This window comes from Microbacterium zouquanmingi (assembly GCF_052266675.1).
In the GTDB taxonomy this organism is placed as follows: domain Bacteria; phylum Actinomycetota; class Actinomycetes; order Actinomycetales; family Microbacteriaceae; genus Microbacterium.
Window position 1 is genome coordinate 301,827 of the sequence record NZ_JBQPRA010000003.1, and the last position, 15,324, is coordinate 317,150.

A 15,324-nucleotide genomic window follows, 5' to 3' on the forward strand; every position below is an offset into this window, starting at 1 on the left:
AAAACGCTACCGTTTCACGCTGTGCTTTCGCTTTGAGCAACACGTCTATGACAACGTCGAGCTCATACGGGCTATTCCCCGAGCATCTGCAGTGCGACTCCGATCGCTGCACGGACAGCCTGCTCTCGCACCGCACTTCGGTCGCCGTCGAATCGAAACGCCTGAGCATCGACTTGTTCACCGCGGGAAACGCCGATCCACACCGTGCCGACCGGCTGACCGTCTGGTGAATCAGGGCCGGCGATCCCCGTCGTCGAGATCCCGACGTCGGCCGGACGTCCCGCTACCCGCACCGCCTTGCGCACTCCGGTGGCCATCTGCGCTGCAACTTCGGAGTGCACTGGCCCGTACTTCTCGAGAAGCGCCTCGTCTACGCCCAGAACCGTCGCCTTGACCGGTGTCGCGTAGGCCACGACTCCACCGAGAAGGGTGGCCGATGCGCCAGGAACCGAGACGATCTCTGCGGCAAGAGCACCTCCGGTGAGAGACTCAGCGACTCCCAGAGTCAAGCCTTTCACGCTGAGCAACGACACGAGCCGAGCCGCATCGCTCAGGGCAGGCCTGTTCACGACCGAGCTGTTCTTGATCCGCGCATCTGAGACACCATGTAGTCGATGCCGCTTACGACGGTCAGCACCAGAGTGACGTACATGAGAGCGATGCCGATCCCGGTCCACCAGTCCATCCCGATGAGCTGATGAAGCGGAAGCAGCCACCAGCTCAGTGCAACGCCCTGGAAAGCAGTCTTGAGCTTGCCCATCCACGCAGCGGCGACAATATGATTGCTGGCCACGATGAAGCGGTGCACTGTGATGCCCCACTCGCGGATGAGGATGATGATGACGACCCACCACGGCCATTCGGCGAGAATCGCCAAGCCTACGAAACCGGCACCCGTCAACAGCTTGTCAGCGATTGGGTCCCAGAGCTTGCCGAAGTCGCTGACGATGTCGTACTTGCGGGCGAGGTAGCCATCGACCCAGTCCGTGGAGATCGCCAGCACGAAAAGCGCGCCAGCGATCCAGCGGATGACGAGGTCATTGTTCCCGTACGTGCCTCCCAGCAGGAGCAGCACGAAGAACACCGCCGCGAGCGGTATGCGCGCGATCGTGATCGCGTTCGGCAGTTGCCGCGGAATACTCATCAGTCACGTCCTGTCAGGCCCCAGGCGTCTTCATCGCCCTCACCGTTGTCTTCGATCGGAAGTCCGTCGAACTGCGACTCGATCGGATCGCGTCCGTAGTCAACCGATTCCACTGCGGCAGGAGGTTCCTGGTGCGCAGGAGGCGCGGCCGGAACATCATCCCCTCGCAGCTTCGCGATCACTGCGGGCAGCTGCTCGGCGGTGACGAGCACGTCGCGAGCCTTGGATCCTTCAGAAGGACCGACGATCTCACGCGATTCGAGCAGATCCATGAGTCGCCCGGCCTTCGCGAAACCGACGCGAAGCTTGCGCTGCAGCATCGACGTCGAGCCGAACTGCGAAGAGACGACGAGTTCGGCGGCTGCGAGCAGCACCTCGAGGTCGTCGCCGATGTCTTCGTCGACTTCCTTCTTCTTCTTCGCCGGGTCCATCGCCTCTTGAACGTCGGAGCGGTACTCGGGGCGAGCCTGCGCCGTGACGTGCTTGACGACGGCGTCGATCTCGCTCTCTTCGACCCAGGCCCCCTGCAGACGGAAAGGCTTGGACGTGCCCATCGGGGAGAAAAGGGCATCGCCCTGGCCGATCAGCTTGTCGGCTCCTGGTGAATCGAGGATCACTCGGCTGTCAGTGACGCTCGTCACGGCGAACGCAAGGCGAGAGGGAACGTTGGCCTTGATGAGGCCGGTGACCACATCGACGCTCGGACGCTGAGTTGCGAGCACCAGGTGAATACCGGAGGCACGCGCGAGCTGAGTGATGCGGACGATCGAGTCCTCCACGTCGCGCGGCGCCACCATCATCAGGTCGGCGAGCTCGTCGACCACGACCAGCAGATACGGGTAAGGCTTGAGGACGCGCTCGCTGCCGACTGGCAGCTCGACTTCGCCAGCGCGCACAGCCTTGTTGAAGTCATCGATGTGGCGGAATCCGAACGACGCGAGGTCGTCGTAGCGCATGTCCATCTCTTTGACGACCCACTGCAGCGCTTCGGCGGCCTTCTTGGGGTTCGTGATGATGGGGGTAATCAGGTGCGGAACGCCGGCGTAGCTGGTGAGCTCCACGCGCTTCGGGTCGATGAGCACCATGCGGACATCGGCCGGACGCGCGCGCATCAGCAGGCTCGTGATCATCGAGTTCACGAAGCTCGACTTACCGGAGCCCGTGGAACCTGCCACCAGAAGGTGCGGCATCTTCGCGAGGTTCGCGACGACGATGTTGCCGCCGACGTCCTTACCGACACCGATCGTCATCGGGTGGGTGCTCTTCTGCGCCGCGGGCGAGCGCAGCACGTCTCCGAGCGCCACCATCTCTTTGTCTGCGTTCGGGATCTCAATGCCGATTGCGCTCTTGCCGGGGATCGGCGAAAGGATTCGCACATCGTTGGAGGCCACGGCGTAGGCGATGTTGTTGCTCAGTTGAGTGATCTTCTCGACCTTGACGCCGTGACCGACCTCGACCTCGTACTGGGTCACCGTCGGACCGCGCGAGAAGCCGGTCACCTTCGCATCAACCTTGAACTGGGTGAACACACCCGTGATCTGCTCGATGACGCGGTCGGTCGCATCGGAGCGGACCACTGGCGGCGGACCTTCGCGCAGCACTGCAGTCGAAGGCAGCGCGTACGGCGCCGCCGGTGCCTGCAGGCCGCGATCGCCCGGGCCTTCTGTGCCGAAGCCAGAGAGACCGGGAAGCTCAGGCTGCTCCCCTGTGTCGCCGTAATCGTCGAGCAGAGCAGTGCCGCCCTGCGAGCCGAGTCCGGCCATGACACCCTCGACGTCGGTGAGCACCTCGGTTACCGAGTCCGATGGATCTTCGACGATGATCGCCTGGTCGAAGGCGGTGTGGTTCGCCGGGGCCTCATCGACGGTCGTGAGCAGTTCAGTGAGGTCCTGCGAGCCGATGCCCTCGTCAGGGTCTTCCTCACGTCCCGTCTTGTTGCGTCGCCACCAGGGCAGCACGTCCGGGTCGTCGTCCTGCTCGAATTCTCCTTCGGGCTTGGCTTCTCTGACCGGCTTCTCGACGCGTTCCGCGCCGAACATCCACGCATAAAGATCGCCGAGTCGAGCGCCAATGCGGTTCGGCGGCGTCTTCGTGATGATGAGAATGCTGAGGACCATGAGCACGGCAAGGATGACGTAGGCGGGGATGTCGGTCAGGTATGAGAGCGGCTCGCCCAGCATCCATCCGAAAAGCCCACCGGCAGCGCTCAACGCGGGCATGCCGTCCTTCGGCTGCGGCTGCCCGCCCGCAAGGTGACAGATACCGGCGATGGAGAGCACGAACAGTCCGAAACCGATGCCGATGCGACCGTTGTCGTTGACCGATGACGGATGCCGGAACAGCCAGCCAGCCAGGATCAGAAGCAGCACAGGCATGAGGAATGCCGTACGGCCAACCAGAAGCCCCACCGAGTATGCACTGATGTTCTGGGCGACCTCGTTGCCGATGAAGAACCACTCATTGACCGCGCCGAGGCACGCCAGGATCACCAGAAGGAGCGGGAATCCGTCACGTCGCTGGTCCTTTTCGAGAGACTCAGGGCCGAACGCGCGGAACAGCCCGCCGACGCCGTGCGCCAGTCCTGTCCACGCCCGGACGGCGAGCGGCGGCTTGTCGACATCGTCGATGTACTTCTTCGGCGCCGCAGCCGTCTTGGCCCTCGAGCGCGCGGGTTCCTTCTCTGAAGCGCGCTCGGTCTTCGTAGTACTCCTGGCCATACTCACAGACTACGGTCGGGCACCGACATCGCCGCGTAATGACGCGGCTTTCCGGCCGATCAGGCTTCGATTACGAGCGGTACGATCATCGGCCGGCGACGGAGCTTCTGGTTCACCCAGCGACCGATCGTGCGACGAACGACCTGCGAGAGCGCATGCGTGTCGCGGACCCCGTTGCCGGATGCCTCTTTGAGCGCGGCGACGATCTTCGGCACGACATCGTCGAACACCGCATCATCCTCCGCGATGCCTCGCGCGTGGATCTCGGGTCCGGTGATGATGCGCCCGGTGGCAGCATCCACCACCACGATGATCGATACGAAGCCCTCTTCACCCAGGATGCGACGATCCTTAAGGTCGGCGTCGGTGATCTCGCCGACCGTGGAGCCGTCGACGTAGACGAAGCCGATGTCGTACTGGCCGGCCACGCGGACCTGGCCATCCTTCAGGTCGATCACGGTGCCGTTGGATGCGAGCAGAGTGTTCTCTTCGGGGATGCCGGTCTCCTGGGCGAGCTTGGCGTTCGCCATGAGGTGCCGGTACTCGCCATGCACGGGAAGCACGTTCTTGGGCTTGAGGATGTTGTAGCAGTACAGCAGCTCGCCAGCGGCCGCGTGACCGGAGACGTGCACGCGAGCGTTGGCCTTGTGCACGACATTCGCGCCGAGCTTGGTGAGCCCGTCGATCACTCGGTACACCGCGTTCTCGTTGCCGGGAATGAGGCTCGAAGCGAGGATGACGGTGTCGCCCTCCCCTGGCTCGATGGCGTGGTCGAGGTTGGCCATGCGGCTGAGGACTGCCATCGGCTCGCCCTGGGACCCCGTGGACATGTAGACGATCTTGTCGTCGGGGATGTCCTTGGCCTTCTTGTAGTCGATCAGCACGTTCTCGGGCACCTTGAGGTATCCGAGATCCGCGGCGATGCCCATGTTCCGCACCATGCTGCGCCCGAGCAGAGCCACCCGGCGACCGTTGGCGTGCGCGGCGTCGAGCACCTGCTGCACGCGGTGCACATGGCTGGAGAAGCTCGCGACGATGACTCGGCGAGTGGCCTTGGCGATGACCTGGTCCAGGACCGGGCCGATCGACTTCTCGGTAGGCGTGAATCCGGGCACGTCCGCGTTGGTCGAGTCGACGAGGAACAGGTCGACGCCCTCTTCACCGAGGCGCGAGAACGCGCGCAGGTCGGTGATGCGGCCATCCAGCGGCAACTGGTCCATCTTGAAGTCACCAGTAGCGAGCACGAGACCGGCGGGCGTGCGGATTGCGACGGCCATGGCATCCGGGATCGAGTGGTTCACCGCGACGAACTCGAGATCGAACGGCCCGACCGTCTCGCGCTGCCCTTCCTTCACGGTGAGCGTGAATGGCTTGATACGGTGCTCTTTCAGCTTCGCCTCGACCAGCGCGAGCGTGAGGCCGGAACCGATCAGCGGAATATCGCTCTTCAGACGCAGCAGGTACGGCACCGCACCGATGTGGTCCTCGTGACCGTGGGTGAGCACGACGCCGACGATGTCATCGAGGCGGTCCTTGATGGGCTCGAAATCCGGGAGGATGAGGTCGACGCCGGGCTGGTGGTCCTCGGGGAAGAGCACACCGCAGTCGACGATGAGGATCTTGCCGTTGTACTCGAATGTGGTCATGTTGCGACCGACCTCGCCGAGTCCGCCCAGCGGGACGACGCGGAGCGTTCCGTCGGCGAGTGGCACAGGAGCTGCGATGGGAATGGACATTGATGTCTCCTCTGTCGGACACATCGTGCCCGTATTGCAAAGTGGGCGCACTCTGCGCCCGTCGTCTCAGCGCGTCGTGCCGTGCACCTTCGGCAGCGCACCGCCAGCGGCCGCATTGCGGTCGGGGCGGAAATTCGAAAAATCGGCGCCGGGAAGGCCCGTGACCGCCGCGAGCTCATCCTCGATGAGGGCAGCTTCCCACTCCTCCGGTCCCACCAGCGGCAGACGCACACGTGGGCTGGAGATGCGTCCAAGACCGTGCAGGATGTACTTCACCGACACGGTGCCAGGGACGTGAGTCATCACCGCGCGGACCAGCGGCTCAAGACGCTTGTGCTCTGCAGTCGCAGCCGCCAGGTCGCCGCGGTTTACCGCGTCCACAATCGTGCGATAGGGAGTTGCCGTGATGTTTCCTGTCACACCGATGAGCCCGGTCGCACCGATCGAGAGATGCGGCAGAGCATTCGCGTCATCACCGGAGAAGTACATCAGGTCCGTCTGGTTCAGCACACGGCTGACCTCGCTGAAGTCGCCTTTGGCGTCTTTGACAGCGAGGATGTTCGGATGCTTCGCCAGTCGCAGAAGCGTCTCGTATTTGATCGGCACCCCGGTGCGCCCCGGAATGTCATAGAGGATCACGGGAAGGTCCGTAGCGTCCGCGACCAGGCGGAAGTGGGTGAGGATTCCGGCCTGAGTCGGCTTGTTGTAGTACGGCGTGACGATCATGATGCCGTCGGCGCCGGCCTTCTCGCTCGCCTTGTACAGCTCGATGGCGTGCGCGGTCTCGTTGGATCCGCCGCCGGTGATGATCTTCGCGCGACCGGCGGATACAGACTTGCCCACCTCTACGAGCTTCAGCTTCTCCGAGTCGGTCAGCGTCGAGGTCTCCCCCGTCGTACCGGTGACGACGATGCCGTCGGCGCCGGCGGTGATGACGTCGTCGATGTGCTTCTCTGTGGCATCCCAATCGACCTCACCGTCGGCCGTCATCGGAGTGACGAGCGCGACGAGAACCTGTCCGAAAGGATTGCCCGTATACGTCATTCCTCCAGCGTATCGGTTTCAGCCCTCGCCGACCGCCCCAGATATGCTCACGATCATGACCTGGCAGACCCGCGATTCCCGTCTCGTATATGAGAACCCTTGGATCTCCGTGCGAGAAGACGCCGTGACAGGACCCGCCGGAGACGGCATCTACGGCGTCGTCACAATGCGCAACGCATCCGTGTTCGTCGTCGCACTCGATGCCGAGGATCGGGTGTGCCTGGTCACGCTCGAGCGCTACACGACCGGCCGCTCGATCGAGGTTCCGGCGGGAGGCAGCGACGGGCAGGATCCTCTCGTCGCGGCCCAGCGAGAGCTCCTCGAAGAGACCGGCATGCAGGCCGAGGAGTGGTCGCTGCTCGGATCGATGAACGCACTGAACGGCGTCACCGTTGCGCCCGAGCACGTCTTCCTCGCTCGCGGCCTGAGCGCGGCCGACAGCGCGGATGCCGCTCCTGAAGAGGAGGGCATCGAAGAGGTGTCCTGGGTGCCCTTCGCTGAGGCGCTCCAGATGGTCTCCGATGGTCACATCCGCGATGGTGAGACGGTCGCGGCGCTGGCCTACGCCGGCATCCGACTCGGGCGCTTCGCCTGAGCTCGTCGAGCAGACACGCCGCTCAGATGCGACCGCGCCGCGCAGCGCCAGCAGTGAGAGATGACGGAAGCACGCGCGTCAGCGCGACGACGAGCTTGTAGCGCAGCGACGGGATCGAAACCGCTTTGCCACGGGCAGCATCGCGCAAGCCCTCGCGCACGACGTCGGCGGCGTCCAGCCAGCCGATCGCGGGAATGCCCTCCTGCCCTGGCGCAAGTCCCATCCGCTCGTGGAATGTCGTGCGAGTGAAGCCGGGACACACCGCCGTCACGCTGACGCCGTCGCGGGCGTATTCAGCATTTGCCCACCGGCTGAAGCCGATCAGCCACTGCTTGCACGCCGAGTACGTCGAACGAGAGATGAATCCGGCGACCGAGGCCACGTTGATGACACGACCACCCCGCCCGCGCATTCTGCCGAGCGCTGCGTGCATCAGGCGCATCGGCGCCTCGGCATGAATCCGAAGGTGCCGCACTTCGTCTTCGATGTCGTTGTCGGCGAAGTGCAGCGGCAGACCAAAACCTGCGTTGTTGACAAGCAGATCGATCGGATGCTGCGCATCAGCGATCCTGGCCGCGACGACTGACATGCCCTCATCCGTGGCGAGATCAGCGGGCAGGGCGTCGACAGAGATCCCGTGCGTCTCGCGAAGCTCCTCCGCAAGCGCCTCCAGCGAAGCCGCAGATCGAGCGACCAGCACGAGGTCAGCGCCGCGCTGTGCGAGCTGGCGGGCGAACTCCGCGCCGAGGCCGGCGCTCGCACCCGTGATGAGAGCCGTGGGCATCAGCGCTGGTATCCCAGGAATCGATAGCGGATGCCGGTGCGAGAGGTCTGCCACTCCCCTTCGTCCACGAGCCGCCAGCCGGCCTTCGACGGCGCGTAGGAGTCTCCGGCGACCGCGAGATCGAGCTCGGTGACTTCGAGGCGATCGGCCTCTCCGATGACCTGGGCGAAGATCTCGGCACCGCCGATGATCCACGCCTTGTCAAGCCCTCGCACCGCTGCAGGAAGATCGGTTGCACAGCGGGCGCCATCAGCCTGCCAGTCCTGCTGACGCGTGATGACGATGTTCTCGCGACCGGGGAGCGGTCGGAATCGCTCGGGCAGCGAGTCCCAGGTCTTCCGGCCCATCACCACGGGGGCGTTGAGCGTGACTTGTTTGAAGTGCGCCAGGTCCTCTGGCACGTGCCAGGGCATCCCCCCGTCTGCGCCGATGACGCCACCGGATGCTTCTGCCCAGATCAGTCCGACCCAGGTCATACGGCGACTGCCGCTCGAATTGCGGGGTGGTGCTGATAGTCCTCGACGAGGAAGTCGTCATAGGTGTAATCGAGGATCGACTCGGGCTTGCGCGCGAAACGAAGCGTCGGGTAGGCGTAAGACTCACGCGTCAGCTGCTCGCGAACTTGCTCGACATGGTTGTCATAGACGTGGCAGTCCCCGCCGGTCCAGACGAAGTCTCCTGGTTCGAGCCCCGCCTGTTGGGCGACCATCATCGTCAGCAGCGCATAGCTGGCGATGTTGAACGGAACACCGAGGAACATGTCGGCGCTGCGCTGGTAGAGCTGACACGACAGCTTGCCGTCAGCGACATAGAACTGGAAGAGAGCGTGGCACGGCGCGAGCGCCATATCGGGGATATCCGCAGGGTTCCATGCGGACACGATCAGCCGGCGAGAATCCGGCGTCGCACGGATCTGCTCCACGACCTGCGACAGCTGGTCGATGTGTCCTCCGTCCGGGGTCGGCCACGAGCGCCACTGCACTCCGTAGACAGGGCCCAGATCGCCATCGGCGTCGGCCCACTCATCCCAGATCGTGACGCCGTTGTCCCGTAGCCACGACACATTCGAGTCTCCGCGCAGGAACCACAGCAGCTCGTACGCGATCGATTTGAAATGCACCCGCTTCGTGGTGATCAGCGGGAAGCCGTTCGCGAGGTCGAAGCGGATCTGTCGGCCGAACACACTCGTGGTGCCTGTACCGGTGCGATCATTCTTGTGCGTTCCGGATTCCAGCACGTCGCGGAGGAGGTCTTCATACGGCGTGGGGACGTCGGCGCTCATGCTGACACGATACCCGGGATCGACCACAGAGAATCCGCAGTCGGCTGAGCCTGCCCTGTTCCCCGCGGGGGCCAGGGTCGATAGGCTGGCCAGACAGACAGCCACGACTCTGGAGGAACCATGCCCGTCACCAGCGAAGCCACCACCGCCTGGAACGGTTCACTGATGGAGGGATCGGGAGATGTGACCTTCTCCTCATCGAACCTCGGAACGTTCCCCATCAACTGGAAGGCCCGCAGCGAAGGCTCTGACACGACGACCACTCCGGAAGAGCTGATCGCGGCCGCACACTCATCCTGCTTCAGCATGGCGCTCTCGAATGCTCTCGCGGAGAACGGCACCCCGCCGGAGCACGTCAACACCACAGCATCCGTCACCTTCAAGCCGGGCGTCGGAATCACCGGCAGCCACCTCAACGTGAACGCAACGGTGCCTGGACTCACCCCCGAGCAGTTCCAGACCATCGCCGAAGGCGCGAAGACCGGATGCCCCGTGTCTCAGGCTCTCGCCGGCATCGAGATCACTCTCGAGGCGACGCTCGCCTGATCCTTCGACAGGGTTCGGTCGGCCGGTCTCAGGATCCGGCTGGTCGAGTCTTGGCGAGGCGGATCGACTCACGGATGCTCGCGCGGGCGTCTTTGCGGCGCCCTGCGGCCTCTTGCACGACACCGAGGCGGTAGCGTGCTCGCCAATCGTCGGCGGCCGCCTCTGCTTCTGTCGTGTAGCGCTGCACGACAGGCTCAGCATCCGCCTTGGCGAGCTTTCCTCGCGCGCTCAGCTCGGTTTCCGCTGGCGGCATCCCGCCTTCCGCGTCCAGCTGCGTTCCCAGTCGATCGGCCTGGATCCCGAACTGGATCTCGCGCACCAGCGCCCATGCGCCGATCAGCGGAAGCACGATGAGCGCCAGGCCCATCGCAATACCGATCGGCTCGCCGCTGGCGAGGTACAGATACGCCCACTGCCCGGTGAGGACGAAGTAGAGAATCAGACACAGGCCGACGACGATCGCGCCAGCGCGCGCCATCACGAGTGACTCCAGATGTCGATGTCGAGCATGTTCTCCAACCCGACGACGACGCCTCGCGCCTCGGCCGCGAACGGCACAGCAAGACGGATGCCGGGCGCATAGGCGAGTGCGGGCTCCACTGTGTCGTGGGTCAGAGTGAGCGACTCCCCCGGGCCGGAGAGAACGACGTCCTGACGGGCGACGACACCGGGCCTGCGCAGAGAGTGCACCGGCACGCTTGCGATCTGCTGACCACGCGCGCGCTGGTCTGCGTGCGGAGCATCGACCGGCCCCTGCTCCGCACGGGCCGTGGCAATGAGCTCCGCCGTGCGGACGGCGGTGCCGCTCGGTGAATCAACCTTGGTGTCGCGGTGCGCCTCGATGATCTCGACCGAAGGGAAGAATGGTGCAGCTGCCGCCGCCAACGCCGAGCCGAGCACCGATCCGAGCGAGAAGTTCGGAATGAAGACTGCCGCAGTGCCCGCGGCATCCACCAGCGGACGCACGAGCGAGATTCGCTCGGCAGACCAGCCGGAGGTACCGACCAGCACGTTGATACCGCGTTCAGCGGCTGCCCGCACGACATCGACGCTTACCCGCGGGGTCGATGCGTCGACGACGAGATCTACCCCGTCGAGCTCGCTCAGATCACTGGATGACGTGAGCACGCGTGCCACGTCGAAGCCGTCGAGCTCGTCGATCACTGTCTTGATGATCGTACCGAGCTTGCCGGAACCGCCGACAAGTGCCACCTGCTTGGTCATGAGGCCAGTCTAATTCGGCTCAGACGAGCACATCGTCCGGCAGGCCGGTGCGCAGCTCCATAGGAAGATGACTCAGCTCATTGTGATTGATCAGTGACCACGGACGCCCCTGCTTCTGCACGATGGTCGTGAGCCCGCAATGCGCTTGGTTCAACGTCATCCAGCGCCAATCGGGTGCTCCGAGAACCTCTCGCGCGAACCACGCGATGACGAAGTTGTGAGTGATCAGCACCTCGTGGACGTCGCCCTGCTTGCGGACGAGGAACTCGTTCACGGCATCGGACATCTGGGCGCTGCCGGCCTCGACCTCGGCATCCGACACCGATCCGAAGAACGACTCATACACCGCCGGCGTGTCCGGCGTCATCCCCGTAGGCACGCAGTCGAAAAGCAGTGCCGACGGCTCAGGAGTGACCGACGGCAGCCGCTCGGCGATCGCCCGGGCGGTCTCGGTCGCGCGCAGCAACGGCGAATGCCAGACAGCATCCAACGGGAGCCCTGACAGACGATCTGCGATCAGCTCGGCCTGGCGTTGACCTCGTGGAGAAAGAGGTCCGTCGTCGACGCCGTGCTCGGCATCCTGATGTTCACCATGTCTGACCAGATATATATAGTGCGTCACAACCCACTCGCTTCGTCGCCAGCCGTCTGCCCGGCCTTTCCACCCTACCGGCCTCAGAAGAGACGTGCAGGTGCGACCGACTCAGTTACCAGCGCGAGTGAGATCCGCAAGTTGCGTCCGCGAAAGCGTGATGCCCGCGCCCTGCATGAGTTCGTCTACGTGCTCTGTGGCAAAGCTGTTGACAATGGGAGCCGCGATCGTACGCTGTGCGAGCAGCCATGCAATCGATACCGCTGCGACCGGCGCATTCACCTCAGTGGCCACCTGATCGAGCGCACGAAGAATTCGGATGCCTCGCCGGTTCAGGTGGCTGCGCAGCTGCTCTCCTCGCACTCCCCTGGACATCATGGCCTTGCTGCGGTGGCGTCCAGAGAGGAAACCATGCTCGAGCGCGTGAGACGGCGTCACCGCGAGGTTCTGCGCACCGGCGACAAGGCGGAGATCGCCTTCGAAGGCATCGCGCCTGATCAGGTTGTACGGCTCGTCGAGCACTTCGATGCGCGGATACCCTGCCGAGGCGAGAATCCGCACCTCGACGAGTCGTTCGGGCGTGAATCGGAAGGCTCCGAGCGTGCCGATCTTGCCAGCGTCGCGCAGCCACTCCACCGTGGCGAGCGTGTCTTCGAGGTTGCTCGTCTGGTCGAGGGTCGCGTCGAGGTACAGCACATCGATACGTTCGACGCCGAGCCGAGTGAGCGAGCCTTCGACCGCACGGACAAGATTCACCGAACCGAGACCCGGGTTATCGGCGTGAGTCCCGACGCGCACGCTCAGCACGGTGCGGTCGCGCTGGCCGCGGGAATGCAGCCACTGGCCGATGATGTGCTCGCTTCGTCCGCCGGAGAAACCGTCTGCCGTGTGGATCGCGTTGCCGCCGAATTCGACGTAGCGATCGAGAATGGCGTGGCTGGTCTCCAGATCGACGTTCCACCCGAACTCCGCTGCCCCGAGCATCAGCGGGAAGGTGCTGACGCCGCCCTCGCCGAGCGGCACGCGGATCGTCTCGCCGACGCCCGGTCCGATCACGGGGATCGGAGCGGAAGGATGCTGCGGCGTGCCCTGGGCGCGGGTGGGAGAGTCCGCTGTCCCTTGACCGAACAGTCGCATCCTCATCACCCCCGCGCGTGTCCTCCGAGAAGAACAGTGATTTCTGTACACCCCCCGGTGCGTACTTCGAGGGTAAGCGAGAACCGTGAACTCCCCGACCATTGCGCGTAACGGAGTGCGAAGTTCCAGTAACTTTTAGATAACGGAAACGCGAAAAGGCCCGGATCCTGCCCCAACGGGGCAGGGTCCGGGCCTGAAGGCGAAGGCTTACGCTTCTGCGGTCTCTGCCGCAGGTGCCTCTTCCGCGGGCGCGTCGTCGAGCACTGGCTCGAGCGACAGCTTGCCGCGGTCATCGATCTTCGTGATCTTCACGAGGAGCTTCTGTCCGACCGAGAGCACGTCATCGACGTTCTCGACGCGCTTGCCACCGGCGAGCTTGCGCACCTCAGTGACATGCAGCAGTCCGTCCTTGCCCGGAAGCAGCGAGACGAACGCACCGAACGATGCGATCTTCACGACGGTTCCGAGGAACTGCTCGCCGACCTCAGGGTTGGTGGGGTTGGCGATCGCGTTGACCTGGGCACGTGCGGCCTCGGCCGACGGGCCATCAACCGCGCCGATGTAGACGGTGCCGTCCTCCTCGATGGAGATCTGAGCGCCGGTCTCGTCCTGGATCGCGTTGATCGTCTTGCCCTTCGGGCCGATCAGCTCACCGATCTTGTCGACCGGGATCTGCACGCTGATGACGCGCGGCGCGGTGGGCGCCATCTCGTCTGGCGAGTCGATCGCCGAGTTCAGCACGTTCAGGATCGTCAGACGAGCGTCCTTGGCCTGCGTCAGCGCGCCGGCCAGAACGTCCGACGGGATTCCGTCGAGCTTCGTGTCGAGCTGGATCGCGGTGATGAACTCGCTGGTTCCTGCCACCTTGAAGTCCATGTCGCCGAGGGCGTCTTCGGCGCCGAGGATGTCAGTCAGTGCGGCGTAGCGCGTCTGTCCGTCGACCTCATCGGTGACCAGACCCATCGCGATGCCGGCGACAGCTGCGCGCAGCGGCACACCTGCGTTCAGCAGCGAAAGGGTCGATGCGCAGACCGAGCCCATCGACGTGGAACCGTTGGAGCTGAGAGCCTCGGACACCTGACGGATCGCGTACGGGAACTCCTCGCGGCTGGGCAGCACCGGTGCGAGGGCGCGCTCGGCGAGGAAGCCGTGCCCGATCTCGCGACGCTTCGGCGATCCGACACGGCCGGTCTCACCGGTCGAGTAGGGCGGGAAGTTGTAGTGGTGCATGTAGCGCTTCGACGTCGTGGGCGACAGCGAGTCGATCTGCTGCTCCATCTTGAGCATGTTCAGCGTGGTGACGCCCATGATCTGGGTCTCACCGCGCTGGAAGATCGCCGAACCGTGCACGCGCGGGATGACCTGCACCTCTGCGTCCAGCGGACGGATGTCTGCAAGACCTCGGCCGTCCATGCGGACGCCCTCGGAGAGGATGCGGCCGCGGACGATGCCCTTGGTGACGGATTTGTATGCACCAGAGACCTCGCTCGCTGCCGACGCGGGCAGAGTGCCGGCCTCGATCGCTGCGGTGACCTCGGACTTGACGCGGTCCTTGACATCGTCGTCGGCGTTCTGACGCTCGACCTTGTCCGCGATCTGGTAGACCTTCTCGAGATCAGCTGTCGCGGAGGCTGCGATGAAGTCGTAGGTGGCCTGCTCGTACGCCGGGAACACCGGGTAGACGCCAGGCGCCTTCGACGAGTGCTTCGCCATCTCGGCCTGAGCCTCGACGAGCTGCTTGAGGAACGGCTTCGCCGCCTCAAGACCGCCGGCGACGATCTCTTCGCTGGGCTTGACTGCGCCGCCCTTGATGAGGTTCCAGCTGTTCTCGGTGGCCTCGGCCTCGACCATCATGATCGCGACGTCGTCGGTTCCGTCGGCCTTGGTGATCACACGACCGGCGACCATCAGGTCGAACACGGCCTCTTCGACCTGAGCCTGGTTCGGGAATGCGACCCACTGGTCGGCGTTCTCGCCGTGGCCGGGGATGAGCGCGAGGCGGACGCCTGCGATCGGGCCGGAGAACGGCAGACCGGAGATCTGCGTCGAGGCGGATGCCGCGTTGATCGCCAGAGCGTCGTAGTACTCGCCCGGCGCGATCGAGAGGACCGTGATGACGATCTGGACCTCGTTGCGGAGGCCATCGACGAACGACGGGCGCAGCGGGCGGTCGATCAGACGGCAGACGAGGATCGCCTCAGTGGAGGGGCGTCCCTCACGACGGAAAAACGAACCGGGGATCTTGCCTGCTGCATACGAACGCTCTTCGACGTCGACAGTCAGCGGGAAGAAGTCAAAGCCTTCACGCGGGTGCTTTCCTGCGGAAGTTGCGGAGAGAAGCATGGTCTCTCCGTCGAGGTAAGCCGCAACCGAACCCTGGGCCTGCTGAGCGAGGCGACCGGTTTCGAAGCGGACAGTGCGAGTGCCGAAGCGACCGTTATCGAGAACGGCCTCGGTGGCAGTGATTTCAGGACCTTCCAAGAGGTCTCTCCTTCTTTGTTTAGACTCGTCCGTCCGTGTGAC

Annotated in this window: 15 protein-coding genes; 2 read left to right on the top strand and 13 right to left on the bottom strand. The window is 64.4% G+C overall.

Annotation, left to right across the window (positions count from 1 at the left end; genetic code table 11):
* Nucleotides 1-71: 71 nt before the first annotated feature.
* The 5 genes from ACTU6V_RS08925 to dapA all read right to left on the bottom strand — a co-directional run bounded on the left by ACTU6V_RS08925 (nt 72) and on the right by dapA (nt 6,641).
* Entirely contained in the window at nt 72-569 is a 498-nt protein-coding gene (locus tag ACTU6V_RS08925; protein WP_443475439.1) for a CinA family protein, read from the bottom strand.
* The gene (gene pgsA / locus ACTU6V_RS08930; protein ID WP_443475440.1) at nt 566-1,144 is read right to left on the bottom strand and encodes a CDP-diacylglycerol--glycerol-3-phosphate 3-phosphatidyltransferase; all 579 of its coding nucleotides are present in this window, start codon (nt 1,142-1,144) and stop codon (nt 566-568) included. The genes ACTU6V_RS08925 and pgsA overlap by 4 nt, the downstream gene beginning before the upstream one ends.
* The gene (locus ACTU6V_RS08935; RefSeq protein WP_443475441.1) at nt 1,144-3,861 is read right to left on the bottom strand and encodes an FtsK/SpoIIIE family DNA translocase; all 2,718 of its coding nucleotides are present in this window, start codon (nt 3,859-3,861) and stop codon (nt 1,144-1,146) included. Before ACTU6V_RS08935 ends, pgsA begins: the two co-directional genes overlap by 1 nt.
* Nucleotides 3,862-3,920: 59 nt before the next feature.
* Nucleotides 3,921-5,597, bottom strand: coding sequence for a ribonuclease J (locus tag ACTU6V_RS08940; protein ID WP_443468101.1), 1,677 nt, complete (start codon nt 5,595-5,597; stop codon nt 3,921-3,923).
* Nucleotides 5,598-5,663: 66 nt separating this feature from the next.
* Complete coding sequence (gene dapA, locus ACTU6V_RS08945; RefSeq protein ID WP_443475442.1) at nt 5,664-6,641, bottom strand: 4-hydroxy-tetrahydrodipicolinate synthase; 978 nt, start codon at nt 6,639-6,641, stop codon at nt 5,664-5,666.
* 55 nt (nt 6,642-6,696) lie between these two features.
* Here dapA and ACTU6V_RS08950 point away from each other — a divergent pair, with 55 nt between their 5' ends.
* On the top strand, nt 6,697-7,236 hold the full coding sequence (locus tag ACTU6V_RS08950; RefSeq protein WP_443475443.1) for an NUDIX domain-containing protein: 540 nt from the start codon (nt 6,697-6,699) through the stop codon (nt 7,234-7,236).
* Nucleotides 7,237-7,258: 22 nt separating this feature from the next.
* Here the strand turns inward: ACTU6V_RS08950 and ACTU6V_RS08955 are convergent, their stop codons facing one another.
* From ACTU6V_RS08955 to ACTU6V_RS08965, 3 genes are read right to left on the bottom strand one after another with little or no spacing between them, the layout of a single operon-like run.
* Nucleotides 7,259-8,020 carry an SDR family NAD(P)-dependent oxidoreductase gene (locus ACTU6V_RS08955; RefSeq protein WP_443468098.1) on the bottom strand — a complete coding sequence of 254 codons (762 nt, stop codon included), beginning with the start codon at nt 8,018-8,020 and terminating at the stop codon, nt 7,259-7,261.
* On the bottom strand, nt 8,020-8,496 hold the full coding sequence (locus ACTU6V_RS08960; protein ID WP_443468097.1) for a dihydrofolate reductase: 477 nt from the start codon (nt 8,494-8,496) through the stop codon (nt 8,020-8,022). Before ACTU6V_RS08960 ends, ACTU6V_RS08955 begins: the two co-directional genes overlap by 1 nt.
* The gene (locus ACTU6V_RS08965; RefSeq protein ID WP_443468096.1) at nt 8,493-9,302 is read right to left on the bottom strand and encodes a thymidylate synthase; all 810 of its coding nucleotides are present in this window, start codon (nt 9,300-9,302) and stop codon (nt 8,493-8,495) included. Before ACTU6V_RS08965 ends, ACTU6V_RS08960 begins: the two co-directional genes overlap by 4 nt.
* A gap of 120 nt (nt 9,303-9,422) precedes the next feature.
* Here ACTU6V_RS08965 and ACTU6V_RS08970 point away from each other — a divergent pair, with 120 nt between their 5' ends.
* A complete protein-coding gene (locus ACTU6V_RS08970) occupies nt 9,423-9,848 on the top strand; it encodes an OsmC family peroxiredoxin (protein ID WP_443468095.1) in 426 nt (141 codons plus the stop codon).
* A gap of 28 nt (nt 9,849-9,876) precedes the next feature.
* Here ACTU6V_RS08970 and ACTU6V_RS08975 read toward each other — a convergent pair whose 3' ends face one another.
* The 5 genes from ACTU6V_RS08975 to ACTU6V_RS08995 form a co-directional block, all read right to left on the bottom strand.
* Nucleotides 9,877-10,326, bottom strand: a complete 450-nt coding sequence (locus ACTU6V_RS08975) for a hypothetical protein (RefSeq protein ID WP_443468094.1) — start codon at nt 10,324-10,326, stop codon at nt 9,877-9,879.
* Nucleotides 10,326-11,072 (bottom strand): 4-hydroxy-tetrahydrodipicolinate reductase, encoded by a 747-nt coding sequence (gene dapB, locus ACTU6V_RS08980; RefSeq protein ID WP_443468093.1) that lies wholly within the window; start codon nt 11,070-11,072, stop codon nt 10,326-10,328. Before dapB ends, ACTU6V_RS08975 begins: the two co-directional genes overlap by 1 nt.
* Before the next feature lie 19 nt (nt 11,073-11,091).
* On the bottom strand, nt 11,092-11,694 hold the full coding sequence (locus ACTU6V_RS08985; protein ID WP_443475444.1) for a histidine phosphatase family protein: 603 nt from the start codon (nt 11,692-11,694) through the stop codon (nt 11,092-11,094).
* Nucleotides 11,695-11,775: 81 nt separating this feature from the next.
* Nucleotides 11,776-12,801 carry an aldo/keto reductase gene (locus ACTU6V_RS08990; protein WP_443468429.1) on the bottom strand — a complete coding sequence of 342 codons (1,026 nt, stop codon included), beginning with the start codon at nt 12,799-12,801 and terminating at the stop codon, nt 11,776-11,778.
* A 207-nt stretch (nt 12,802-13,008) separates the two neighbouring features.
* Nucleotides 13,009-15,282: a polyribonucleotide nucleotidyltransferase gene (locus ACTU6V_RS08995; RefSeq protein WP_443468091.1), complete on the bottom strand. Its 2,274-nt coding sequence runs from the start codon at nt 15,280-15,282 to the stop codon at nt 13,009-13,011.
* Between the last annotated feature and the right edge of the window lie 42 nt (nt 15,283-15,324).